Source organism: Rhodococcus sp. MPR-R1B, from assembly GCF_058793255.1.
The window spans coordinates 150,878-173,870 of record NZ_JBXAFO010000014.1; the positions used below are offsets into that span (position 1 = coordinate 150,878).

At 62.5% G+C, this 22,993-nt stretch carries 21 protein-coding genes; 11 read left to right on the forward strand and 10 right to left on the reverse strand.

The genetic code is table 11. From position 1 onward, the window contains the following. Positions 1-87 precede the first annotated feature (87 nt). From AC1Q61_RS20180 to AC1Q61_RS20200, 5 genes are all read left to right on the forward strand, one after another. Positions 88-1,707: an ABC transporter substrate-binding protein gene (locus AC1Q61_RS20180; RefSeq protein WP_003943605.1), complete on the forward strand. Its 1,620-nt coding sequence runs from the start codon at positions 88-90 to the stop codon at positions 1,705-1,707. A 127-nt stretch (positions 1,708-1,834) separates the two neighbouring features. Next, positions 1,835-2,791, forward strand: a complete 957-nt coding sequence (locus AC1Q61_RS20185; RefSeq protein ID WP_003943571.1) for an ABC transporter permease — start codon at positions 1,835-1,837, stop codon at positions 2,789-2,791. Beyond that, positions 2,784-3,878, forward strand: a complete 1,095-nt coding sequence (locus AC1Q61_RS20190) for an ABC transporter permease (protein ID WP_007735813.1) — start codon at positions 2,784-2,786, stop codon at positions 3,876-3,878. The genes AC1Q61_RS20185 and AC1Q61_RS20190 overlap by 8 nt, the downstream gene beginning before the upstream one ends. After that, the gene (locus AC1Q61_RS20195) at positions 3,875-4,972 is read left to right on the forward strand and encodes an ABC transporter ATP-binding protein (protein WP_042920669.1); all 1,098 of its coding nucleotides are present in this window, start codon (positions 3,875-3,877) and stop codon (positions 4,970-4,972) included. The genes AC1Q61_RS20190 and AC1Q61_RS20195 overlap by 4 nt, the downstream gene beginning before the upstream one ends. Next, positions 4,972-5,961, forward strand: a complete 990-nt coding sequence (locus AC1Q61_RS20200) for an ABC transporter ATP-binding protein (protein WP_042920668.1) — start codon at positions 4,972-4,974, stop codon at positions 5,959-5,961. The genes AC1Q61_RS20195 and AC1Q61_RS20200 overlap by 1 nt, the downstream gene beginning before the upstream one ends. Here the strand turns inward: AC1Q61_RS20200 and AC1Q61_RS20205 are convergent, their stop codons facing one another. The 4 genes from AC1Q61_RS20205 to lysX all read right to left on the reverse strand — a co-directional run bounded on the left by AC1Q61_RS20205 (position 5,962) and on the right by lysX (position 12,315). Next, on the reverse strand, positions 5,962-6,561 hold the full coding sequence (locus AC1Q61_RS20205; RefSeq protein ID WP_003943544.1) for a histidine phosphatase family protein: 600 nt from the start codon (positions 6,559-6,561) through the stop codon (positions 5,962-5,964). A 5-nt stretch (positions 6,562-6,566) separates the two neighbouring features. After that, positions 6,567-7,976 (reverse strand): GGDEF domain-containing protein, encoded by a 1,410-nt coding sequence (locus tag AC1Q61_RS20210; protein WP_042920666.1) that lies wholly within the window; start codon positions 7,974-7,976, stop codon positions 6,567-6,569. Between the two features lie 78 nt (positions 7,977-8,054). Beyond that, positions 8,055-8,945 (reverse strand): alpha/beta fold hydrolase, encoded by an 891-nt coding sequence (locus AC1Q61_RS20215; RefSeq protein ID WP_007735816.1) that lies wholly within the window; start codon positions 8,943-8,945, stop codon positions 8,055-8,057. A 13-nt stretch (positions 8,946-8,958) separates the two neighbouring features. Continuing rightward, entirely contained in the window at positions 8,959-12,315 is a 3,357-nt protein-coding gene (gene lysX, locus AC1Q61_RS20220) for a bifunctional lysylphosphatidylglycerol synthetase/lysine--tRNA ligase LysX (RefSeq protein ID WP_042453336.1), read from the reverse strand. A gap of 88 nt (positions 12,316-12,403) precedes the next feature. On the opposite strand from lysX, the gene AC1Q61_RS20225 reads away from it, so the two are divergent. Beyond that, complete coding sequence (locus AC1Q61_RS20225; RefSeq protein WP_003943569.1) at positions 12,404-12,631, forward strand: RNA-binding S4 domain-containing protein; 228 nt, start codon at positions 12,404-12,406, stop codon at positions 12,629-12,631. Positions 12,632-12,646: 15 nt separating this feature from the next. On the opposite strand, the gene rraA is transcribed toward AC1Q61_RS20225, so the two are convergent. Continuing rightward, positions 12,647-13,123, reverse strand: coding sequence for a ribonuclease E activity regulator RraA (gene rraA, locus AC1Q61_RS20230; RefSeq protein WP_003943552.1), 477 nt, complete (start codon positions 13,121-13,123; stop codon positions 12,647-12,649). A 150-nt stretch (positions 13,124-13,273) separates the two neighbouring features. Between rraA and AC1Q61_RS20235 the strand changes: the two genes are divergently transcribed. Beyond that, positions 13,274-14,260 (forward strand): DUF2332 domain-containing protein, encoded by a 987-nt coding sequence (locus AC1Q61_RS20235; protein WP_165638684.1) that lies wholly within the window; start codon positions 13,274-13,276, stop codon positions 14,258-14,260. On the opposite strand, the gene AC1Q61_RS20240 is transcribed toward AC1Q61_RS20235, so the two are convergent. Next, positions 14,257-14,877 carry a TetR/AcrR family transcriptional regulator gene (locus tag AC1Q61_RS20240; RefSeq protein WP_042920665.1) on the reverse strand — a complete coding sequence of 207 codons (621 nt, stop codon included), beginning with the start codon at positions 14,875-14,877 and terminating at the stop codon, positions 14,257-14,259. The genes AC1Q61_RS20235 and AC1Q61_RS20240 overlap by 4 nt on opposite strands. A 124-nt stretch (positions 14,878-15,001) precedes the next feature. On the opposite strand from AC1Q61_RS20240, the gene AC1Q61_RS20245 reads away from it, so the two are divergent. From AC1Q61_RS20245 to AC1Q61_RS20255, 3 genes are read left to right on the forward strand one after another with little or no spacing between them, the layout of a single operon-like run. Continuing rightward, positions 15,002-16,210: a phosphotransferase family protein gene (locus AC1Q61_RS20245; protein WP_215515555.1), complete on the forward strand. Its 1,209-nt coding sequence runs from the start codon at positions 15,002-15,004 to the stop codon at positions 16,208-16,210. Further along, positions 16,207-17,370 (forward strand): Rv3169 family protein, encoded by a 1,164-nt coding sequence (locus AC1Q61_RS20250; RefSeq protein WP_215515556.1) that lies wholly within the window; start codon positions 16,207-16,209, stop codon positions 17,368-17,370. Before AC1Q61_RS20245 ends, AC1Q61_RS20250 begins: the two co-directional genes overlap by 4 nt. A gap of 51 nt (positions 17,371-17,421) precedes the next feature. Beyond that, a complete protein-coding gene (locus AC1Q61_RS20255) occupies positions 17,422-18,366 on the forward strand; it encodes a tyrosine-protein phosphatase (RefSeq protein ID WP_051649506.1) in 945 nt (314 codons plus the stop codon). Positions 18,367-18,376: 10 nt separating this feature from the next. Here the strand turns inward: AC1Q61_RS20255 and AC1Q61_RS20260 are convergent, their stop codons facing one another. From AC1Q61_RS20260 to AC1Q61_RS20275, 4 genes are all read right to left on the reverse strand, one after another. Continuing rightward, complete coding sequence (locus AC1Q61_RS20260) at positions 18,377-18,952, reverse strand: hypothetical protein (protein WP_042920663.1); 576 nt, start codon at positions 18,950-18,952, stop codon at positions 18,377-18,379. Between the two features lie 82 nt (positions 18,953-19,034). Next, a complete protein-coding gene (locus AC1Q61_RS20265; protein WP_187781779.1) occupies positions 19,035-20,711 on the reverse strand; it encodes a restriction system modified-DNA reader domain-containing protein in 1,677 nt (558 codons plus the stop codon). Continuing rightward, positions 20,708-21,358: a uracil-DNA glycosylase gene (locus AC1Q61_RS20270; RefSeq protein WP_050656389.1), complete on the reverse strand. Its 651-nt coding sequence runs from the start codon at positions 21,356-21,358 to the stop codon at positions 20,708-20,710. Before AC1Q61_RS20270 ends, AC1Q61_RS20265 begins: the two co-directional genes overlap by 4 nt. Positions 21,359-21,682: 324 nt before the next feature. Continuing rightward, positions 21,683-22,387: a DUF8548 family protein gene (locus AC1Q61_RS20275; RefSeq protein WP_042920659.1), complete on the reverse strand. Its 705-nt coding sequence runs from the start codon at positions 22,385-22,387 to the stop codon at positions 21,683-21,685. A 315-nt stretch (positions 22,388-22,702) separates the two neighbouring features. Here AC1Q61_RS20275 and AC1Q61_RS20280 point away from each other — a divergent pair, with 315 nt between their 5' ends. Further along, positions 22,703-22,969: a hypothetical protein gene (locus AC1Q61_RS20280; RefSeq protein WP_492651042.1), complete on the forward strand. Its 267-nt coding sequence runs from the start codon at positions 22,703-22,705 to the stop codon at positions 22,967-22,969. Positions 22,970-22,993: the final 24 nt, after the last annotated feature.

Sequence of the window (22,993 nt, forward strand, 5' to 3'; positions counted from 1 at the left end):
CTCGATCCAATTTTCTGTGCCTCCCATCACAGACTGTTTCGTGTTCAACATCACGTCACGGTCTTACCCCGCCTTGGAGGCATTCGAATGAGTCGTAGTTCCCGCCGCGGAAGTCGCAGATTGGCTGCGGCTGCGCTGGCGATCACCGCAAGTATGTTCCTGGCGTCGTGCGCCGACAACGGCTCGAGCAATGGCGGCGGCGAATCCGCTGATTCCGGTTCCTCGCTGAAGATCGGCATGGTCAACGAGCAGGCCGATCCCGGCACTCCCACCAAGGGCGGCACGCTGACGTTCAGCGGCTACTCGGCGGTCACGACTCTCGATCCCGCGAAGGCTCAGGTTGCCGGCGCCACCGGTGGCAGCGAGCTCAGCGCCATCTACGACGTGCTCATGCGTTACGACCCCATCGGGCAGAAGTTCGAGCCCAAGCTCGCTCAGTCGCTCGAAGCGAGTTCGGACAGCAAGACCTGGACGCTGAAGCTCCGCGACGGTGTGAAGTTCAGCGATGGTACAGCTCTCGACTCGAAGGCCGTCGCCGACAGCATCAACCGCTACGTCACCAACAAGGGACCTCAGTCGAGCCTGTGGGCTTCCAAGGTTGCCTCGATCGACACCCCCGACGCGACGACCGTAGTCTTCAACCTCGTTGATCCGTGGACAGGCATCCAGTCGATGCTCGCCACCGGACCCGGCATGATCGTCGCCCCGAGCGCCCAGCAGGGTGACCAGTTCACCCCGATCGGCGCCGGCGCCTTCACCCTCGAGAAGTTCGCTCCCAACGAGGAACTGCTGTTGGCTGCTCGCCCCGACTACTACGACGGCGCACCGAACATCGACAAGCTCAAGCTGATCAGCATCGTCGGCGCTCAGCCCACCGCCGAAGCACTCAAGACGGGCGGCATCGACGCCGCGTACATGCGTACGCTCACCCCGATCCTGGATCTGATCGAGTCGGGTTACCCCGGCTTCGTCGACATCCCGTCGCTCGGTTACATCGCCAACGTGAACATGGCCCCGGGCCGCCCGGGCTCGGATGTCCGTGTCCGCCAGGCGATGGCGCTGGCCGTCGATCCGGAGACGCTCAACACCCGCGTCAACAACGGCAAGGGACTGCCCGGCCAGGAGATCTTCCAGGACACCTCGCGCTGGCACAACGACGTCGCACCGATCGGCGTCGATCCCGCCAAGGCGAAGGAACTGCTCGATCAGGCCAAGGCCGACGGCTACGACGGAAAGATCACCTTCCTCTCCATCCAGGAACCGTCCGCACAGGCGACGGCTCTGGCCATCCAGGCGATGCTCAACGCAGTCGGCTTCGACGCTCAGATCGAATACGTCACCGGTGCAGGTGATCTGGTCAAGCGGATGTACGCCGATCACGACTACGACATGAGCACCGCAGCACTGAGCCTCGCCGAGGCCGATCCCTACGAGCGTCTGTACACGGGCATCAAGTCCGGTGGCCGTAACAACGCGACCGGCTACTCCGACGCCGAAATGGATGCTCTCCTGGACAAGTTGGGCGTCGCAACCACCGACGAGGACAAGAAGGCAGTCCTGGCCCAGATCCAGGAACGCGCCAACGAAACCGTCCCGTGGCAGGTGTGGGGCAACGTCGCCGCACTCGACGTGTGGAACCAGAACGTTCACGGACTCGAGCAGAGCCTCGACGGAATCGTGCTCTTCGACGGAGCTTGGAAGTCCTAGAGAGCCTGAAGTTCACAGCCGGCCCCGCGCCCGTATTGCAGCGGATCGGGGCCGGCTGCGAACGAAGAAATGAAATCAGAGGAACTGCTGTGTATTGCGAGCTCGCTGTCCGAAGGAGACGAAATCGATGAACATCGGCGCAATAGGTAAGAAATTGGGCCAGCTCGTCATTGTGATCCTGATCGTCAGCTTCGGAACCTTCGTGCTGGCATCACTGATCCCCGGCGATCCCGCTGTCTCCGTTCTCGGTGAAGGCCGAACGCCTGCCGAGTACGAGGAAGTTCGGCAGCAGCTCGGACTCAACGATCCACTCCTGGTTCGCTATTGGGACTGGCTGACCAGCGCTCTCCAGGGCGACCTCGGCAACTCGCTCGTTCCCCCGCAGCAGGACGTCCTCACCGCGATCAGTTCCGCTCTCCCCGTCAGCGTTCAGTTGGCAGTGATGGGTCTGGTCATCGCACTCGTCGTCGCAGTTCCGCTCGCACTCTGGTCGGCGCACCACGAAGGCGGCGTCATCGACCGCGTCATCAGCGCCGCGACGTTCGGTGTTCTTTCCGTCCCGAGCTTCCTCGCCGGTCTGTTGCTGATCATGGTCACCGTCAACTGGCTCGGCTGGTTCCCGCGATCACAGTGGGTGCGCATCGGCGACAGCCTCTCCGGAAACCTCTCACACGCAATACTTCCCGCGATCACCATCAGCCTCCTCGAGATGGCGATGTTCACTCGCGTTCTCCGATCCGACCTGGTGACGACGCTCCGTGAGGATTACATCCTCGCGTCGAAGGCCAAGGGAATGCCCACGCTGCGAGTGCTTTTCAGTGACGCGCTCCGCCCGTCGTCGTTCTCGCTCATCACGATGATGGGTCTGGCTCTCGGCGGCATGATCGGCAGCACCGTGATCGTCGAGACGCTGTTCTCGCTGCCCGGAATGGGCACGCTCATCGTCCGCGCAGCGCAGCAGGGTGATTCGCCGATGCTGCTCGGCGCGGTGGTCGTGATCGCGGTCATCTACGTCCTCGTCAACAGTGCGATCGATGTTCTGTACACCTATCTTGACCCGAGGAGTCGTCGTGTCCATGTCTGAAGTGACGCCAGACGGAGCGGCCCCGTCGCCGGCCCCGTCCGAGGTGATGACATACCGGCAGCAGACAGTCCTGCTGGCTCCCGGTCCCGTCGAGACGCTGGAACAGCCCAAGAATCTGGTCCTGATCGGATCGATTCTCACAGTGGTCGGCGTTGCGCTGCTCGGCACCGCACTCTTCGGTTCAGCGATCATGATGACCGTCCGCATCGTGCTCGCGCTCGTTGCCCTGGTTTTCCTCTTCAAGGGGCTCGGCAAACTCGGTACGTCCAAGTGGGGCAGTCAGTTCGATCTCTCGTACTGGTTGGCGTGCATCTGGCTGGTCGCGCTGATCCTGGCCGCGATCTTCGCGCCGCTGCTGCCGCTCGGTGAGTACAAGGACACGGTCAAGACCTTGGCCGAGCCGGGCTTCGCATCGCCGAGCCTGCTCTCCGATCATCCGTTGGGTACCAACAACTTCGGTCTCGACCTGCTCGCCCGCGCCCTGTTCGGTGCGCGCGCTTCCTTGACTGTCGCCATCTGCGCCGTGCTGATCGGCATGATCATCGGTGGCACCATCGGCGTCATGGCCGGCTATTTCCGTGGCAAGGTCGACGCCGTGGTCGGAATCCTGACCAACTCGCTGCTGGCCATTCCTTCTCTGGTGCTGCTCATCGCACTGGCCGCGGTGCTCACGTCGAACCTGCGCAACATCACCCTCGCACTGTCGATTCTCTGCATTCCCAGCATGGTTCGAATCGCCAGGGCAAACACCATCGTCGTCGCCCAACGGGAGTTCGTGCTTGCCGCGAGAGCCATGGGCGCCACCAAATGGCGCGTCATCTGGCGCGAGTTGGTTCCCAACGTCCTCGTTCCCGTCGCCGCGCTCGGCCTGGTGGCCGTCTCCGGCCTGATCGTCGCGGAAGCATCACTGAGCTTCCTCGGACTCGGTATCGCACAACCTGATCCGACCTGGGGCAACATGATTGCGGAAGGTCAGGGCGGGATCGTGGAGAAGCATCCGTTCATCGTCCTGGTACCAGGCGTCTTCCTCTTCCTGACGGTGTTCTCCTTCAACCTCATCGGCGAGAAGTATCGGAGTAAGCTGTGACCACTTCAGCTCAGAACGGCGTTCCGCTGCTGCAGGCGGACAACATCAGAACCGTATTCGCCACTCCCCGTGGCCAGTTGCGAGCAGTCGACGGTGTCTCGATCCACGTCTCCGCCGGCGAGACTCTCGGCATCGTGGGTGAATCCGGTTCCGGCAAGTCGGTTCTCGGGCGCACCATCATGGGACTGCTCCAGAAGGGTCCGGCTCTCGACATCAGCGGGACGGTGACGTTTGCCGGCCGCGACATGTCGACGATGAAGAAGTCGGAGATGAAGCACTTCTGGGGACCCGAGATCGCCATGGTCTTCCAGGATCCGATGACCTCGCTCAATCCGTTCAAGCGCATCGGTACCCACATCACCGAATCCTTGAAGTTCCACCTGGGTCTGAAGAAGGACGCGGCCCGCGATCGCGCAGCGGAACTCCTGTCGATGGTGGGTATCCCCGAGCCCAAGCGTCGGCTCGACCAGTACCCCCACGAACTTTCGGGCGGTATGCGACAGCGCGTGGTCATCGCGATGGCCCTGGCCTGCGAGCCGAAACTGCTGATCGCGGACGAGCCGACCACCGCTCTCGACGTGACGGTGCAGAAGCAGATTCTCGATCTGCTCGCCTCACTCAACGACAAGCTCAATATGGCCGTCATCCTGATCAGCCACGACCTCGGTGTGGTCTCGGGCCGATCCGATCGTGTCGCCGTCATGTACGCCGGTTCCGTCGTGGAAACGTCGGCGACCGAAGAGTTGTTCACTCGTCCTCGCCACCCGTACACCGAAGCGCTGATGGCCGCGATTCCGCGACTCGAATCACCGACGCACACAGTGCTGCAAACAATTCCGGGTGGGCTCCCGGACATGACGAAGCCGATCACCGGTTGCCGCTTCGCGGCTCGCTGCCGGTACGCCCAGGACGACTGCCTGACCGGCGAACCGGCTCTGGCTCCCGGCGGCCCGGGGGACACTACAACCGAAAGCCACACGTTCGCGTGCCACTACCCGGTGGACACCCCTGAAGGCACAACGGCATTGGTCGCCAACGAGAAGGCCGGCACTACCGCAGCGGGCCTGACGCTCGCGGTGAAGGAGATGGTCTGATGACTGCAGCAACCGATACCAGGCAGTCCGAGACGGTGGACGCGGCCTTGACGGTCGAGGACTTGGTTGTCGAATTCAACGTCGGCAAGGGGCAGACCGTTCACGCCGTGTCCGGAATCAGTTTCACCGTCGCGCCGGGCGAAACCTTGGGCGTGGTCGGTGAATCCGGCTGCGGCAAGTCCACGGCGGGCCGGGCGATCATGCAGTTGCCCTCACCGACGTCGGGCTCGATCCGCCTCGGAGAGACGGAAATGACGGCACTGGGCGCGGAAGAATTGCGTCGCAGCCGCACTCAGTTGCAGATGATCTTCCAGGACCCGATCTCCTCGCTGAACCCACGACGCAAGGTCAAGGCTCTCATCACCGAGGGTCCGTCGATCTGGGGCGGAAAAGACAAGGCCGCCATCGAAGCTCGGGCGCGCGAGGTTCTTGCCGAGGTCGGGCTGGACCCGGACATGGTGTGGGACCGAACCCCACGCGAACTCTCGGGTGGTCAGTGCCAGCGCGTGTGCATCGCCCGCGCATTGATGCTCGACCCCAAGGTCCTGATCTGTGACGAGCCGGTCTCGAGTCTCGACGTCTCCGTGCAGGCGCAGATTCTGAACCTGCTCGAGGACGCGAAGAAGCGTCACGGGCTGTCGCTGCTGTTCATTGCGCACAATATGGCCGTCGTGAAGAACATCAGTGACCGCGTGATGATCATGTACTTGGGCCGCGTCTGCGAAATCGTTCCCGCAGAAGACATGCAGAACCGCGCGCTGCACCCGTACACGCAGCTACTGCTGGCGTCGATTCCCGATCCCGACGCCACCGTCACCGCGGCGCAGAACGTCGAGCAGAAGGTCATCGAACTGCCGTCGCCGCTCAATCCGCCCAGTGGCTGCCGCTTCCGCACGCGGTGCCCGCTGGCTACTGATCTCTGCGCCGAGGAAGTTCCCGAGCTGCGTCTCGTCGAGGGCGGCCATCAGGTGGCGTGCCACCACGTGTGACTACACGCGAAGCATGTTGCGTACGTGACCGGTTTCGTTGATCGACCCGACCCTGCGGCTTCCGTTTCGCGACACGAGAATGCGCGTGACGGACACGTACTCGATCGGGAAGGTCAACGGGCGCTCCAGTCCGAGCAGTTCCTGCAGAACGATGTTGACGACGCCGCCGTGGCAGAAGATCGCCACGGTGGCGTCGTTGTCCGTTGCCGCGACTATCTCGTCGATCGCACCGAGGACTCGCGCACGAAAGGCGTCGCCGTCCACCGACTCGGGGAGCCAGCCCGCTTTGATGCGCGCATAGGTTTCCGGCGCCCGCTCCAGGACCTCGTGCATCGGGATGTAGTGCGGCTGCTCGTAGTCGTATTCCGCCAGACCCTCGCGCTGGGTGACCGGAAGGCCCAATATCTGCGCTACCGGGGCTGCGGTCTCGAGTGCGCGCTTTTGCGGGCTGCTGAAGAGTCCGGTGATCCGGTACGGCGCCAGTGCTGCGGGCAGCCGTAGTGCCTGGGCACGACCTTCGTCGGTCAGCGAGGGATCTGCGCGGCCTTCGGTGACCTCGGCCAGTTCGGGGAGCGCGTGTCGGATCAGGAGTAGTTGCACCTACGTCACCTTGCCATGTAGAGATCGAACGCCACCACGAGGTTTCGGCCGTCGCGTTTTGCCTGGTACATCGCGTTGTCGGCGATATCGAGCAGAGTCTCCATGCCCGGCATCGCGCGATCGGCCCAGGCGACGCCGATACTGACCGTTCCCGCGAAACCGCGAATGGATCGCGCGTGGGCCTCTTGCGCCTCTCTGATGCGCTCCGCGAGCTGGATGGCTTCTTCGAAGGTGCAGTCGGCGGCGGCGACGGCAAATTCTTCACCACCCAGTCGGCCGGAGAGTCCCAGCCCTTCGGTAGCGGCGAGGAGGGTGTTTCCGAACTGTTCGAGGACGGAATCGCCGGTGAGGTGGCCGAGGTTGTCGTTGATCGATTTGAAGTGGTCGAGATCGAGCATCATGACGGCGATTGGTCGTTGCGCCGCGTGCTGGGCGTCGAGGAGTTCCTGCGATTGGGTCCAGAACGCGTGGCGACTCAGCGTTCCGGTGAGGGCGTCGCATTCGGCGATGCGTTGGAGTTCTCGCTCAGCGCGCCGCTGTGCGCCAGTGGCGACGGCTACGGCGATGGGGGAGAGTGCCATCAAGATGACGGAGATCCGGGTGGTCACCCCCTCACTGAGTAGGTGCACCGGATCTGCCAGTGCCAGACGTCCCTTACCCGCCATGACCAGTGCCCACGCGCTCCATCCGGCTGCCAGGAGCGAAGTGCTGAACAGTGAGACACGCATTGCGCACCACAGGAGCGCCGGCATCGGCAGCAGCAGCGCAAGGGCTCCCTGGACCTCCAGGGCGAGTGGCAGACAGGCCAGGAGAGCGGCCAGAGGTGCCAGGATCTGTGCGAGCCGCCTCAAGTGCAGACTCTGCCGCACGGACGGCCCGCAGGTTCTTCGAATGTGTTCGAGCGTCGGTGCCGACAGAACGATCGGCAGCACGATCAGATACGTACACAGGTCGGCGAAGAACCACCCCACCAATTCCGTTGCCGCACCGCTTCCTTCGTGGAGTTGAGTGCGTAGTGCGCTGGCGGACCCGGCCGTGAACGACGCCAGAACCGAGATGAGGAAGATTCTGGCCGTGTACTTCGTCTCGGAGATTCGCCGTGGAAAGCAGCCGAGCAAGTTCGCGGCGATCAATCCTGTCGTGACGCCGACCAGATTGATCGCATTCAGTTCGAAGGCCCTCTGCACGGGGCTTCCGGTCGCAAGATCCGCCGTCAGCAGCGCTGCGCCGCCGACAGCGAGTCCGATCGGCGCAAACGAGCGCGGGTTACGGAGGAGAATGCCCAGAAGGATCGCGTTGGCGGGCCAGAAGGTCGACAGAAAACCGGGCGGACGGGCGGCGATGCCCGCCAGGGCGACAACGAGGATCGCCACGAAAATCAGGCACGAGCGCACCCGACGTGTCGAACGGTCCATGGTCAGCCTGTCGTAGAAAGCAGAAGCTGTCCGAGACTAGCAATGATCCGGCTACTGTCCGAGTTGTAACTTTAAGTGTCATCCCCGACGGTTCGGCTGCGTGAGGCGCCGAATCAAGTTCGCCAACTCCTCGGGTTGGTCGATCATCGCGTGGTGATGCGCCGGGCGCAGGACGTGAAAACTCCCACCGAGGTAGGTGGCGAGTTTCTGCTGCTTTGCCATCCAGGCGATGGACCAGGGAGTGGTGTGGCCAGTGTGTGCGGCTACGACGCTGAGGTCGATGTCGGGCAGTGGATGCTTGCTCGAGCGTCGTAAAGCGGTGAGCTCCAGCGCCATATCGGTGTACGCGACGTATTCGATCATCGCCGCTTCCAGATAATGAGGCTCGCGGTAGATCTTCCGGACCCATTCGAGAGTGGCTTCGGACGACCCACTCGGCGGCACGGACTGGTTGAGGATCTTGCGCGTCGTCGTACCGAGGAGTCGTTGGAGCCCGGTGGTGCTGAACGAAGCCGCGGCGGCTCGGGAGGCGATCAGCAGCAGGTCGCGGGGGAAAAGACGTTTCGGCTCCTTCTCGGCACTGGAATCGAGGAGGAGCATCCCCGCCGCCCGATCGGGGAACAGGCGCGCGAAGCCTTCGACGTAGAAGCCGGCGATGGAGTGGCCGACCACCACGGCCGGACCACTCAGTCCCAGAGTGTCGAGCACGTCGCGGATCCGCTGAGCTTCGCCGCGGACGGTCGGAACTTCGGAAGTAGGCTCGCTGAGCCCGAAGCCCGGGCGATCGAAGCGGACGACGGTGTGGTCCGACTGAAGATGACGCGCGCAGTCATCCCAGTCGAACCAATTGCCCGCCAGCCCACCGCACAGGACGACGACGGGGCCGTCGCCCTCGGCAAGAACATGCAGTCGGCTCTCGCCGACCTGCAAGATCTCGCCCGGTGGTTTCACGTGGAACAATTCCGGCACGCGAGAATCCGGACTACTGACGCGGTTTCGCGAGGGGGAAGGCCAGCGTCTCGCGGATGCTGCCACCCGTGATCAGCATGACGATTCGGTCGACGCCCATCCCGAGACCACCCGTCGGCGGCATCGCGTGTTCGAGGGCTTGGAGGAAGTCTTCGTCCAATTCCATCGCTTCCGGGTCGCCGCCGGCCGCGAGCATCGACTGCTCGGTGAGCCGGTTGCGCTGATCCACAGGGTCGGTCAGCTCGCTGTATGCGGTTCCGAGTTCGACGCCCCACGCCACCAGGTCCCACTTCTCGGCGACGCCGGGGATGCTGCGGTGCGGCCGGGTGAGCGGCGACATCGAGGTGGGGAAGTTGGTGTAGAACGTCGGAAACTCCGTGTAGTCCTCGACCAGATGCTCGTACATTTCCTGCGCGATGGCGCCGGTATCCCAGCTGGACTGGTACGGGATCTCATTGGCGTCGCACAACTTCTGCAGGTCTTCGAGACTTGTCTCGGGGGAGACGTCGACACCAAGTTTTTCGGCGACGGCGCCGTGCATCGTCTTCACCGGCCACTCACCGGAGATGTCGACCTCGACCAGTTCGCCGTCCGGGCCGGGACGCATGATGATCTCGCGACCGAATGCTGCGACGGCCGCCGCCTGGATCAGCTCGCGGCACATCCGCATCATGCCCTCGTAGTCGCTGTGGGCTTCGTAGGCCTCGAGGATCGTGAACTCGGGATTGTGTTTGAAGTCGACGCCCTCGTTGCGGAACACGCGGCCGATCTCGAACACCTTCTCCATACCGGCGACGCACAACCGCTTCAGGTACAGCTCGGGTGCGATGCGGAGATAGAGGTCGAGGTTGTACGCGTTGATGTGTGTCAGGAACGGAGCGGCATTCGCGCCGCCATGCACCTGCTGCAGAATCGGGGTCTCGACTTCGAGGTATCCGCGACCACCGAGTGAATCGCGCAGCGACTTCACGACGGCGCTTCGAGCCTCGAGCAGTTCGCGGGCCTTCGGGTTGAGGGCGATGTCGAGGTACCGCTGGCGGACGCGGGTCTCGGGATCCGAGAGGCCCTTCCACTTGTCCGGCAGCGGGTGCAGGCACTTGCCGTTCATGCGCCACTCGACGGCGATGAGCGACAGCTCGCCCTTGCGGCTGCGCCCGATGGTTCCGCTGACTTCGATCAGGTCACCGAGATCGAACTCGGCAGCGAACTCCGCCAACTTCTCGCGGCCGACGTTGTCCTGGTCGACCAGAACCTGGATGTCGCCGGACCAGTCGCGCACGTCCGTGAACACCACTCCGCCGTAGTCGCGGACCCGCAGGAGGCGTCCCGCGATTCGCACGCGGGTGCCCTCCGGTGACTTCGCTGCGGCGGCAATCGTGTGGGTCGGCGGATAGGCGACGGGGTACGCGGCGATCCCTTCGTCGGCCAGTTGCGCGAGCTTGTTCATGCGCACGCGGACCTGCTCGGGTCGACGCGGACCGTTGGTCGTGACCGTCGGCGCCGAGTCCGGCGGGCTGCCGTCGGCATGCAGTCCTTCGGACGTCACCAGAGCTGCCGGCACCGCCGCATGCGTACCGGTGTGCTTGACGACCTGGCTGGACTTGCGCCCGAAACTGGGCAGCACCACAAAGCCTTCGGCGATGGCCGACGCGAATCCGACGCGCGGCAGTTCGCGGTTGTCCTCGAAGCAGAGGAAGCGCGGCGCCCAATCCGGCTGGTATTTCACGTTCGAGCGGTACAGCGCTTCGAGCTGCCACCAGCGGGAGAAGAAGACGAGCACCGAGCGCCAGATGCGGAGGATCGGGCCCGCGCCGATGCGCGAACCTTCCTCGAACACCGAGCGGAACACGGCGAAGTTGAGCGAAACTCGCACGACGCCGATCTCGTCCGAACGTGTGGCCAACTCCGAGACCATCAATTCGACGACACCGTTGGGCGCCGTCGGCTTACGGCGCATCAGGTCGAGCGAAACACCGTTCGGTCCCCACGGCACGAGCGAGAGCATGCCGACGACGCTTTCGTCCTCGGTGCCTTCACCCATGACGGCTTCGACGAGGAGGCAATCGCCGTCGAGGTGATCGCCCAGTCGGCCGAGCGCCATGGAGAAGCCGCGCTCGGTGTCGGTGTCGCGCCAGTCGTCGGCGCGGATGATGACGGCTGCCATGTCCTCGGGCGGGATGTCGCGATGGCGTCGCATCCGCACGGTGACGCCGTGACGCCTCACGCGGGTGACCGCCTGGCGCACCGGGCGCATGTCGCGTCCGTTGAGATTGAACTCGCGGGTGCGCAGGATCGCTTCGTCGCCGAGCTGCAGGACGCTCAGGCCCGCCTTCTTGTATGCCGTCGCCCCGGTTTCGCTGGCGCCCATGACGGCCGTCGCCCAGCCGTACTGCGACGCGAGCCCCTGCCACGCTTCGATGGCGTGCGGCCACGCTTCAGGATCACCGATGGGATCACCACTGGCGAGGCAGACGCCGATCTCGACGCGGTACGTGATCGCGGCCTTGCCGCTCGGCGCGAAGATGACCGCCTTGTCGCGGCGGGTGGCGAAGTAAGCGAGAGAGTCGTCGGCACCGAAGTTCTGGATCAACCCGCGGATCGCGGACTCGTCATTTCCGGTGAGGGCGTTGTTGGAGCGTTGCGCGCGGAAGAGCGTCATGACGGCGGCGAGTAGCGCGATGGCACCGAGGAGACCGAGGACCGTGTTGACGAAGACACGCGGGTGGCCGTCGAACACCTCGTTGTCGACCGAAGCCGCCGCGGTGACGCGGTTCAAGGCCCAGAGGAATCGCTGGTTCTGCGGTAGGTCGCCCGGGAAGAGTTCGACAAGGCCCCAACCGATCACGGTCGCGACAGCCATGCCGCCGATCAGCACGCCGAGTGCTTTCCAGCCGGCGCCGCGGCGTACGCGTGTGTAGAACTCGGGCCTCGCCGCGATGAGGATTCCGATCACGACAAGCAAAACGACAACTGCCACGGCGTTGTTCGGGTTCTTGTCGACGATCGCGGAGGCGATGTTGGTGAGGGTGATCAGTGACAGGTAGATCGTCAACAGCCACCAGGCGATGCGCTTGCGGCTCGCGAGGGCGGCGGCGAGCAGGGCGACGACGAGCGCCCACGACAGGCTCGTATCCGGTGCGTCGAAGTAGTAGCTGTCGATGTATTCGCGTGGGACGCGGAGGATGTGCCGCAGTACCGGCGAGATGCTCCACAGGAACACCAGTACGGAGAAGACTCCGAGGATCAGTCCCGAGATATGGGGAACCTGGCTGAACCGCCCTTTGCGGAATCGACGCGCCTGGCGCGGATTTTCGGGTGGCGATTCCACCAACTCTGCAGTGGTGTCCGATACCTCGGTCAATGGTGCCATCGAGCTTCCTCTCCTACCGGTCGATCAGATCCTCACGCTAAGTGTGGTCTGTCGTGTCCAGTTTTGTGGGAGGAGGAAGATGATTGACATGACCGACAACATTCCAGCAGTACCCATCCGCGACGAAATGATTCGGCTCGGTCAGTTTCTCAAGCTCGCGAACCTCATCGAATCGGGCGCGGAGGCGAAGGAAGTGATCGCCGACGGCATGGTTTCGGTCAACGGTGAGGTCGAAGATCGTCGGGGCCGCCAGCTTCGTGACGGCGATGTCGTCGAGATCGGCGGGATGGCCGCCAAAGTGGAAGCCCCCGCCTGATCCCGCGACTTCTGACTAGCTCTCGCGAACGACGACGCCGTCCTGGTCGCTGTAGACGATCTCGCCGGGGTTGAAGGTGACTCCGCCGATTTCGATCGGCACGTTCTTCTCGCCCGAACCGGTTTGCGTGCTCTTGCGCGGGTTGGTGCCCAAAGCCTTGACGCCGATGTCGAGGGTGCGCAGGATCGCGGAGTCGCGGACGGCTCCGTTGACGATGACGCCGGCCCAGCCGTTGTCGACGCCGCGGCCGGCAATGATGTCGCCGACCAGAGCGGTGTGGATGCTCGCGTCACCGTCGACGACGAGGACTCCGCCGTTGCCGGGTTCGCTGAGGGTCTGCTTCACGAGCAGGTTGTCCTGGAAGCACTTGATGGTGGTGATGGGGCCGGCAAAGACTTCACGTCCACCGAATTGGGTGAACTGCGTGTCGCAGCTACGGATGTCGGGTCCGATCTCGTCGGCAAGGTCAGCGGTCGCTACAGGCTCGGTCATGCCCCACAGGATAGTCGGCGGGGCTCGGGCCTAGTGGGCCTCGGGGAGGGTTCTCAGGCGAGTACGCCTGACGTGGGGGACGTCTGCGAGTTACGCGACGGCCTGATCGAAAACCTTTCAGCACCACGCGCCATCCGGTAAACATCGACGGTGGACACTTCGCGTTGGTACCGATCATTCGCGGAAGTGGAGGCTCGAGGGAACTCCGCGATCTACGAGGAATGGGGCACCGGCGTATCGGAGGATCCAGCAGTCCTCGCTCTGATAGATCGGCTTCCAGAACCCCGCAGGCAACCCAACCTGATATTCGGGGCGTGCCGTCACCTCGGTGCCCCGGTCGCGCCGTATGCGTTGTTTCGCCGGTGGCTGAGCGACAACTGGTCCGAGGTGGAACAACTCGCGCAGACCAGGACTACACAGACGAATGAAGCTGGCCGCTCTGCCGTGTTGCTTCCCGTCCTCGGGTTGTTGAAGGGCCCGCTCTCCCTCATCGAAGTCGGTGCTTCGGCGGGCCTGTGCCTTTACCCTGACCGCTACAGCTTTCTCTACGACGGCACAAAGTATCTGCATCCAGTCGATGGTCCGTCCACCGTTCTGCTGGAGTGTGCGACGACTGGCAGTCCGCCGATTCCGGAGAGAGTCCCAGACGTGGTGTACCGGGCGGGCATCGACCTGAACCCACTCGATGTAGGCGACACCGACGACATGAGATGGTTGGAGAGTCTTGTGTGGCCGGAACAGGACCACCGCCGGCGGCGATTGCGCGACGCAGCGGCACTCGCTCGTGTGGATCCGCCTCATCTGGTTCGCGGAGATCTCACGTCGGCTGTTGCCGATCTCGTCGAACGTGCGCCACGGGAAACAACGATCGTGGTCTTTCACAGTGCGGTACTCAACTATCTGATCCCGACTGCCAGAGATGAATTCGCAGAAGCTGTTCACGCTTTGCCATGTCGCTGGATAGCGAACGAAGGTCTCGGGGTTTTGCCCGAAGTCGATGCCAAGTTGACGGCATCACCCGAGGTGCGCCGTGGGAAGTTTGTTGTTTCTCTTGACGGCACACCTCACGGGCTGGCCGGTGGACATGGGCAGTTCCTCGACTGGATAGACCAAACCTGCACGGCGACAGCAGGTTAGGTGCTGGGAAGTATGCCGTTCAGCACTATGTCGGCAAGAGAATCGGCAAACGGTCCCGGGTCCGAGACGTCGCGAACCGACATCGCAAAGATGGCCGCGCCAGCCATGATGTCGAGAAGAGCGTCGGCGTCGACGCCGCTTCGGATGTCGCCGCGCTCTCTCGCCGCCTCGAGTCGACGGTTCAGCTCGACGCGGACTCCGGCCAGTTGCCGCACCACGAGAACGTCGCGTAATTCCGCGTTTGTTCGCACTTCGCTCATCAATCCGGGAGCAGCGGCTCGCGTGGCGGGAGCTGCGAACAGAGCAACCGCGCCGTGCACCAGCGCGCGGATCTGATCCGTGATCGTGCCCTCGGTGCCGAGTTCGGTGTCGATGTCCGCGCCCTGTTCGACGTCGAGTACGGGATAGATCGCGTCGTTGACGATGTGTGCCTTCGACGGCCACCGACGGTAGATGGCTGGACGTCCTACTCCCGCACGCGTGGCTATGGCGTCGATGGACGTGCCCGCGTACCCCTTTTCTTCCAACAGTTGCCTGGTCGCGTCCAGTACTGCGTCGTCGATTGCAGGGTTTCGCTGCGGGCCCAGGCGGTGCTGAGTTTCGGAATCTTTGGACATTTTGGGCAAATCCCTTGCGGTATCGCTGTGATGGCCGTTACATTCTGTCACGGCTTTAGTCGTTACATATTGTATCGACAATCGGCACGTGTGCATCGGCGCCACCGAACCACGAGGAGTGGTGATGAACCTTCGAACCGAAACCGAAAACTCCGGCGAAGATCCCGACTACGCCGAATTTGCCAGGCCCGGCGAATCCCGCAACGACCCGGCGGAGATGCGGCGCAGCCTCGAAGGCTGGCTCGCGACCGTGCTGTGGCGAGGCTCGAAACCTTCCGTGACTTCGGTCGAGGTGCCGGCCGCGAACGGCATGTCCAACGAGACTGTGCTTTTCGATGCGACGTGGATCGAGGACGGGATTCGAGGCGAGCATCGCCTGGTCGCCCGTATCGCCCCGCGGGACAGTGCGGTACCGATCTTTCCGTCTTACAACCTGGACCAGCAGTTTCGGGTCATGAGCGCCGTCGCCGCTCACACGTCGGTGCCGATCCCGCGGGTGTACTGGTCCGAGAGCAACCCGGACGCGCTCGGCGGCGAGTTCTTCGTGATGGAACGGCGCGAGGGCGAAATCCCGCCCGATGTCATGCCGTACACGTTCGGATCCTGGCTCTCGGAAGCTTCGGCCGACGACTGTTCTCGACTCCAGCAGTCATCGGTCCGGGTGCTCGCCGAGCTACACGCCATGGCCGATCCGCACCTCGCACTCCCCGAGTTGTGCCGCGAGGGTGCCGAACCGACTGGGGCAGAAGCACTTCGCGCGCACCTTGAGGACCAGCGACGCTATTACGAGTGGGCAACAGCCGACGGACCAGGATCTCCTTTGATCGAGCGCGGTTTCGACTGGATCGAAGCGAACTTTCCCGTCGATGCCGGTTCCGCAGTGCTCTGCTGGGGTGACTCGCGGATCGGAAATGTCATCTACCGCGACTTCGAGCCGGCGGCGGTCCTCGATTGGGAGATGGCCACACTGGGGCCGCGTGAGCTGGACCTCGGCTGGATGATCTTCCAGCACAGGTTCTTCGAGGATCTCGCTGCCATGGCCGGACTCCCCGGAATGCCGGACTTCCTTCGTCGCGAGGACGTGGCAGATGCCTACGGCTCGCTTTCCGGCCACCAGGTTGCGGATCTAGATTTCTACATCCTTTACGCCGCGCTGCGGCACGCGGTGATCATGTTCCGAGTCCAAAGCCGCGCAGTGGCTTTCGGTCAGGCCGAATTCCCCGACAACCCGGACGAGATGATCCTGCACCACAAGACACTCGAAGCCATGCTCGACGGCACCTATTGGGAGTCGCTCGCAACATCCCCGCTCACAACAGGAGATGCACGATGACACTGTCCCCGCTCGACGACTACCCGGTACATCAGATCGCCGAGACCATCCGCCACGTGGGCTCCTCGGATCGAAACTTCTACGACCGCTACTACTTCAACTGCCATGCCGGCGTCGACGGCGACACCGAGCCACTGTTTCTCATCATCGGTCTCGGTCAGTACCCCAATCTTGGTGTATGCGACGGCTTTGCGGTTCTTCGGCGCGGCGATGACCACATAGTCTTCCGGGCATCTCGCGCCTTGGGCGACGATCGTATGGACCTGTCAGTAGGCCCGTTGAGGATCGAGATCATCGAGGGCCTGCACCGCCTACGTGTGGTGTTGGACCCGAGTCCCGAAGCGCCGGACCTGAGCTTCGACCTCACCTTCGAGTCCGACGGCCCCGCCAATCTCGAGGCCAGACATTTCCATCGCCAGCTCGAACGAGTCACCTTCGACACGCAACGATTCGTGCAGACCGGAACATGGTCCGGATCCTTGACCGTCGACGGCGACGTCATCCCGGTCACCCCGGAGACGTGGCGGGGTAATCGCGATCGGTCCTGGGGTGTGCGACCGGTCGGCGAAGCGGAACCGCCTGGACGCAAGGCAGATCCGGCGATAGCCGGCAGTCAGAACTTCTTCTGGATTTACTCGATCATGCAATTCGGCGACTTCACCATCGTCACGATCGTCCAAGAAGATCAGCATGGACGCCGAATCCTCGAAGATGCGACTCGCGTCTGGGCGGACCGCTCGCGCGAGCCGGAGTGGTTGGGTCGACCGGACCACCAGCTCACGTTCATTTCCGGTACTCGCGAGGTGAAGAGCGGAACTCTGTACTTCCGGCGCCCCGGTGCACCAGGCGAATCCGACCACATCCTGGAGATAACCTGCGAACCGATTCTGCCCAACTACATCGGTGTCGGTACGGGCTACGGACTCGCGCAGGATTGGCGCCACGGGATGTGGCAGGGAGAACTGGTGGTTCAGGGCCTGCGAGAGAAGGTTTCGGACATCGAACCGTGGAAGAAGATGCTGTGCCCGGTCGACAACTTGGCTCGGTTCACCCTCGTCGAGGACGGCGTAACCCGCACCGGGACAGGCCTGTTCGAGGTAGCAGTCATCGGACCTCACCAGCGATACGGATTTACCGGCATCGGTGACGTCGCTCCGTAACTCCAGATCACCACACCACAAATCCCAAACTACAGAGAAAGGCACTGCCACATGTCCACACGCACACGAATGTTGTTCGCTCGCACTGCGAAGGCCGCCGCACTGGTTGTTACAGGTGGTCTGATGTTTGCTGCTCCCGCCACGGCAATCCCGCTCGACCTGGGCTCTCTCAACACAGGCTCGCTTGGAGCGGTCGATCTCGGCTCGCTCGATCCTGTCCTCGCGCCGACACCGAATTTGGCCTCCGTGGCCAACTTTCGCGACGTTGCCGGCAACGACGGTAGGGGATACGCCACCGTCGACGGCTCACACCTCAAGCGCGGCGTCATCTACCGGTCCAATGCGCTGACCGCGACCACCGACGCAGACAAGACGACACTCACCGGCCTCGGACTTGCCGACGCCTATGACCTGCGCGGCGCAACCGAGATCTCCAACCCGTTCATCGGTGGCGCGGACAAGCTCCCGGACGGTGTGACGTACACGAACATCCCCATCGAGTTCAAGGATCTCACTCAGCTCGCCACAACTATCAAGTCGCCGGAAGAGGCCAAGCAGTTCTTGGTCGACACCAACCGCAGTTTTGTCACCGATCCCGTTCGCCGTGCCGGCTTCAAGCAGGTCCTCTCGGACATCGCTGCGAGTGACGGGGTGCAGTTGTTCCATTGCACCTCAGGCAAGGACCGCACGGGTTGGACCGCGATGTTGCTGCAGTCCATCGCCGGTGTCCCCGCCCAGACGATCATGGACGACTATCTGTTGAGCAACACCTACCTTCAGGCGACCAACGAGAAGATCCTTGCGCAGATCTCTCAGGCCCTGAGCCCGCAGGTAGCGACCAATCTCGAGCCAGCCCTCGGTGTCGATGCGTCATACCTGGAAGCTGGACTCGCGCAGATAGCCAGCGATTACGGAACCGTCGACGGTTATCTCACCGAAGGTCTCGGACTCACTCCGGACACGATCGCGCTTCTGAAGGCCAAGCTCGTCGACTAGTTGCGCGCCGCTAAAACACTTGAACGAACGAGTACCAGTCGCCGTCGAACTCCTGGTATCCGATCTCGCCGTCGCGGCGGGGCTTGCCGAGATATGGTGCGCCGTCGGGTAAGTACGCCAATCCGATCGAATCGATCAGACCGCCCTCGATGTGGAAGCGGCACCCGTTGCCGACGGGCCAGACCTGCAGGACCCGGTAGACGCCAATTGTTCGGTTTTCCAACGACTTCTGGCAATCCGCGGCCACTGCTTCGAGCGAATGTTTCGACAATGCAAACGCAGCACGCGAAGGGACGGACAAGGTCACGAGCGCACCGGTGACGAGCACGATCACCGGCGCGATCGTGCTCAAACGCAGAGTTTTGTACTTCATCCAGCCAATCAGGCTGAGTATCAACCACACTCCGCCCAAACCGAGCAGTACTGAGGCTGCGAGCGCAAAGAACGGAAAGTACACAACCGGCGGCATGAAGGACCACACGATGACGCCGCATGTGAGAGTGACAAGCACTGCGGTGACAATCGCTGTCACCTTCCACCAGGATGCCGGACCTCCGCGCTTAGTTACCGGATCACCGTCAGTCATCGGACAACCCTTGCACAAGGCAGTAGCCGCGGAGTGGCAAGTGGAATTGTTCCCGCTGACGCACCGAGGAAGCCAGTGGCGCTTACCAGGCCATTTCGGTGCGGCCCTCGCGTCGCAGTTGGGAAAGCTGTCGTCCGTCGGCGAGCTGCCAGTCTCTCCAGCCGTGCCTCTGTTGCCCCATGAGTTCTGTCAGTGGCGCTGACGGGGAACCGTAGCGTTTTCCGTTTACCTCGAGCGCTCCGTCCCGTGTGACCGTCGCGGTGAAGTTCAGCCCGCGCCCGATGTCGTGGTAGCTCAGCTGCTGGTCGACCTGCAGATACCCGAATAGCATGAGCTGCAGAATGTCGTCGTCGTAGGTGACTTCAGGATCGACGACTGCGTTGGAAGCTGGTTGTTCCGGCGGAGGTGTGTGCGTGGCGCCCGGGGCTCCGGCGACATGCTGGGCGGTGGAGATATCGCTGGTGGCACGTAGGTCGATCTTCTCGGGTTGCGGCTGCTGCGATCCGACCAGATTCCCAATTCCACGCCCCAATCGCCCGAATCCGGCACCGACCCCTGACACACCGGAGCCGATCGCCCTTCCTGCCGCACTGCCGGCGGCGACAGCTCTACTTCCCACCTCTGCGAGTGCGTCGATAACACTAGGACTCTCGTGCTCGGTCCACCCCATGACTTGACTGCCGCGTGCCTGCGCAAAATCGTCGAGATCGCTTTTGAGCGTGACAATATCGTGGGTGAGGTTGTGGGCGGCGCCCCAACGAAATCCATCGAGTCGGCGCATCTGCGCAAAGTTCGACAGCTCCGAGCGAGCATGGAGTAGGAGTTGGCCGTCGCGTTCGAAATGCTCAGCCAGCAGGGCGCGCGAATCGTCGAGCACCGTCTGCAGATGCTGCGGTTCGGTTGCCTGAACGCGGGCGATCCGCAGTCGTTGCCACAGATACAGCGACTGCTCGCTGACCACCAACAGGTGCAAGGATTCTCCGAGCCGATTTTCTTCGATTGCGCGGCGTAGGTAGTCAGCCCGATCCTGTACCGGGCGCGTGGGATCGAACCCGGCGAGGGTGCGCTTGACGTGTTCGCGGAGGCGTTCGATGGTCACGCTCAGGGCCGGACGGAGTGCGGCAACCGATTCCCAGTCCGCAGTCGGAAGCGCGTCGTGGTCGTCGAGAGTGGCCACGAGTCGTTCGAGGGTGGAGAAGTGCCCGACTACGTCTCCGACGCGGGTCGCTTGAGCAAGGACGAGTAGCTGTTCGACTTTGCCGTCGACGCGGGCGATCGACTCGTTCACCGACGCGATCGCGGCCGAGAGTGCGACCTGCACGGCGAGTAGTTGCAGGGACAGCGCCTGCGTGGGACCGAGAGGCACCTTCTGCCATTGCAGTTGATTCCGGAATTTCCCGCTCTGATCGACAACGGTCATTCGGAAGAAACCGTTGTCCCCAGGGAGGACCCGGTGAGTTTTCAAGGCTTGAACGCTTTCCGGGGACAGTCGCACGAACTGACCGGCCTGGGCGAGAACGGACTGCACGCCGAACACAGCGGCCGCAGCACCGGCCATCGATGACTTGCTGACTCCGGACACGTCCAGGGCTTCGCCGGCGAGATCGGTCATTCGTGCGAGATACCCGGCAACGACCTCTGGGTCTCCGGCGACAAGAATGCCTTCGGGCTCAACGGATATAGCGAGTTCGGTTCCTGGACCACTGCCATCGGCAACGGCAGGGGAAAGGGAGTTCTCTACGGCCGGTGTGTCATTCATCGGGGCATGCATCCTGTCGGTGTCGTGTTTCTGGGGGCGAGTCTGTGGGCGACCGCGGAGACCGCGGTTTCGAATCGCTCTCGTCCTCCGGGTGAGTTCAAGCCCCGGTCAGAGCAGTGTGGAACCTTTCCCGGGATGATGTACAGGTCCCGTTCGATTCCTGCACGGTTCCATCCATCTCGGGCTGCGACGCCCAGCAGCAGCACGATCTCCAGGTTTGGGCACAACCCCACGAATTCGGTAGTCCATTGGGTCCCGCGGGCGCGTTCGGCGGGCGTCGAACCACCGTTCTTGACGCCGGAAACGGGGAAGGGGACGACATTCCAATGCACGACGTCTGAGGACGAGATGCCGGCACGTGAGCCCGCTTCGCGGCAGTTACGTGCAGTGCGGTCGTTGTTGTCGAGGCTGAGTAGGCCAGATCCCGTGCCGGCTTCGGCTTTCGTGGACGGATTATCGAGCAGGACAAGGACCCGTGCATCGATTCCGCCCTGGTCTGGATCTACGTAGGGCACGTATCCATGAGGAAGGCCTTCAGCGTCGGCTATCCGATTCGCAAGCGCGTTCAACGGCGCTACATGGGGATCGTGGATGCGGCGCTTCTTTTCGGCGACAGCGGCCGGGTCGGCGTTGCGTCCGTTACTCATAGCGGTGACCATGCATTGATGTCAGTACTCCTTGGAACGGCGGAGGTCGGTATTTTGTGCAACGAATGACGATCAGGAGCATGCGGCGACGATCCCGCCGATGACAATCGCCAGGACGATGAGAAAACTGATGAATTCCACCACCCCTTCAGCGGATGAATTCTTTTTCGTGGCACTCATCTGTTCTCCACTCCAGGTCTATTCTGCGCAGCGCACTGCCAAATGCCGTAACCGCCATCAGATTGAGACTTCTTATTCGAACCGTGTGTCGCTGGTCAACTTTCCCGTCCTTCGAGGAGTTCTCGATCGAACCCTCGCTTGTGCTCAGTGCTGCTGGTTCACGGGTCGGCCGGATTCGAATCGCCAGATCGCATGATCAAGATGTGTGACATTGCGGCCCGACTTCTCGGCCACCGCTTTCACCAGGGTCGCGGCATCAGTGGGACTGACATTCTCGGGCGCAGATCCGATCGCATCCGCCACAAAGCGGATGACCATGCGGTCAGCTTTCACACCCCCAATACCCGCGAGCATCAAGAAGTAGTTCCAGGTGATCCCGGAGCGCTGTCCCGGCACACTGATCCACGCCTTCTTTGCCTCCTCAATTTTGCTTGGGGCGGCGTTGAAGAGGTCATAGGTACTGTTGATTCCCTGCTCACGCAGCTGAACAGCAGCCTCGTGAATAGCCGCAGCCTTGAGCGGAGCACCCTTGCTCGTCGAGGTTGGTTTGCGATTGTTCGTCATCTCAGCCCATTGCTGTGGACCGCCAAGTTCTGTGAAGGTGCCCAGTAGAGCTCCCGCATTGTCGGTATCCGCATTGCCGCCTTGGGCCTGCCGATATTCGATGTAGTGACGCAGGACGTTCTTGACAGAGTTGTAGTGCGCGCCGGTGGATGCAATCGAGTCGATGATGCACAGGGCAAGACTGTGCGGATAACCGTCGGGTCGGAACCACAGGTCGGGGTCGCCGAGATCGCTATCGCAGCGCTTTGCGAGAAGGTCAACCCGATCATCTGTTGTTGCGGGCATGCTAAGTCCTCTGTTCTGAATATGCGCTCGGTGAAGTTCTCGATGCACTATGCACCACCCCTCTGACATCGCTGAAAGATCAGGCAATGAACAAGGCGATTTTGCCGCATGGTGCAATGATTACGTAACCGATTTCGATGAGAGTTTCCGTTCGGGGTCTGTGTAGCTGAGGCGCTACCTCCACGACATTTGAAAATAGAGGTTACATGTGCTGCCACGGGTGTGGATAAGTCTCATGCGTGCCACCCGTTCGCGGCGGCTGTAGGGTCTCGAAAACTTTCGATTTCTGTTACCGAGCGATAAAACAGGAGAAAAATGATTCAGTTCACGGATTTCATGCCAGTCCCAGTGCCGAGCAAGACGAAGGTGAAGCTCAATATACGAGCAGGCGTCGGCGGTGCGGCGGCATGGGACTTACTTTTGGCGGAGGACTCCGAGGAGTGGTTGAACATGAGCCGCCATCGTGAGCGACACCAGAACAATAATCTCGATCACGCGGAGTATCTGCTCGCGTTCGCGCAGTACTACCTGGTAGGACCCCGTTTGGTGAGCCACTCGGTATCAGAGAATCAATGCGTGTGAATGCAGCTGGCAGCGTACTCATTC

Excerpts from the sequence above, each read along its gene's own strand:
- AC1Q61_RS20180 (WP_003943605.1), top strand. The coding sequence starts at position 88 with ATGAGTCGTAGTTCCCGCCGCGGAAGTCGCAGATTGGCTGCGGCTGCG.
- AC1Q61_RS20185 (WP_003943571.1), top strand. The coding sequence starts at position 1,835 with ATGAACATCGGCGCAATAGGTAAGAAATTGGGCCAGCTCGTCATTGTG.
- AC1Q61_RS20190 (WP_007735813.1), top strand. The coding sequence starts at position 2,784 with ATGTCTGAAGTGACGCCAGACGGAGCGGCCCCGTCGCCGGCCCCGTCC.
- AC1Q61_RS20200 (WP_042920668.1), top strand. The coding sequence starts at position 4,972 with ATGACTGCAGCAACCGATACCAGGCAGTCCGAGACGGTGGACGCGGCC.
- AC1Q61_RS20210 (WP_042920666.1), bottom strand. The coding sequence starts at position 7,976 with ATGGACCGTTCGACACGTCGGGTGCGCTCGTGCCTGATTTTCGTGGCG.
- lysX (WP_042453336.1), bottom strand. The coding sequence starts at position 12,315 with ATGGCACCATTGACCGAGGTATCGGACACCACTGCAGAGTTGGTGGAA.
- AC1Q61_RS20225 (WP_003943569.1), top strand. The coding sequence starts at position 12,404 with ATGACCGACAACATTCCAGCAGTACCCATCCGCGACGAAATGATTCGG.
- rraA (WP_003943552.1), bottom strand. The coding sequence starts at position 13,123 with ATGACCGAGCCTGTAGCGACCGCTGACCTTGCCGACGAGATCGGACCC.
- AC1Q61_RS20240 (WP_042920665.1), bottom strand. The coding sequence starts at position 14,877 with ATGTCCAAAGATTCCGAAACTCAGCACCGCCTGGGCCCGCAGCGAAAC.
- AC1Q61_RS20245 (WP_215515555.1), top strand. The coding sequence starts at position 15,002 with ATGAACCTTCGAACCGAAACCGAAAACTCCGGCGAAGATCCCGACTAC.
- AC1Q61_RS20250 (WP_215515556.1), top strand. The coding sequence starts at position 16,207 with ATGACACTGTCCCCGCTCGACGACTACCCGGTACATCAGATCGCCGAG.
- AC1Q61_RS20255 (WP_051649506.1), top strand. The coding sequence starts at position 17,422 with ATGTCCACACGCACACGAATGTTGTTCGCTCGCACTGCGAAGGCCGCC.
- AC1Q61_RS20260 (WP_042920663.1), bottom strand. The coding sequence starts at position 18,952 with ATGACTGACGGTGATCCGGTAACTAAGCGCGGAGGTCCGGCATCCTGG.
- AC1Q61_RS20265 (WP_187781779.1), bottom strand. The coding sequence starts at position 20,711 with ATGAATGACACACCGGCCGTAGAGAACTCCCTTTCCCCTGCCGTTGCC.
- AC1Q61_RS20270 (WP_050656389.1), bottom strand. The coding sequence starts at position 21,358 with ATGAGTAACGGACGCAACGCCGACCCGGCCGCTGTCGCCGAAAAGAAG.
- AC1Q61_RS20275 (WP_042920659.1), bottom strand. The coding sequence starts at position 22,387 with ATGCCCGCAACAACAGATGATCGGGTTGACCTTCTCGCAAAGCGCTGC.
- AC1Q61_RS20280 (WP_492651042.1), top strand. The coding sequence starts at position 22,703 with ATGATTCAGTTCACGGATTTCATGCCAGTCCCAGTGCCGAGCAAGACG.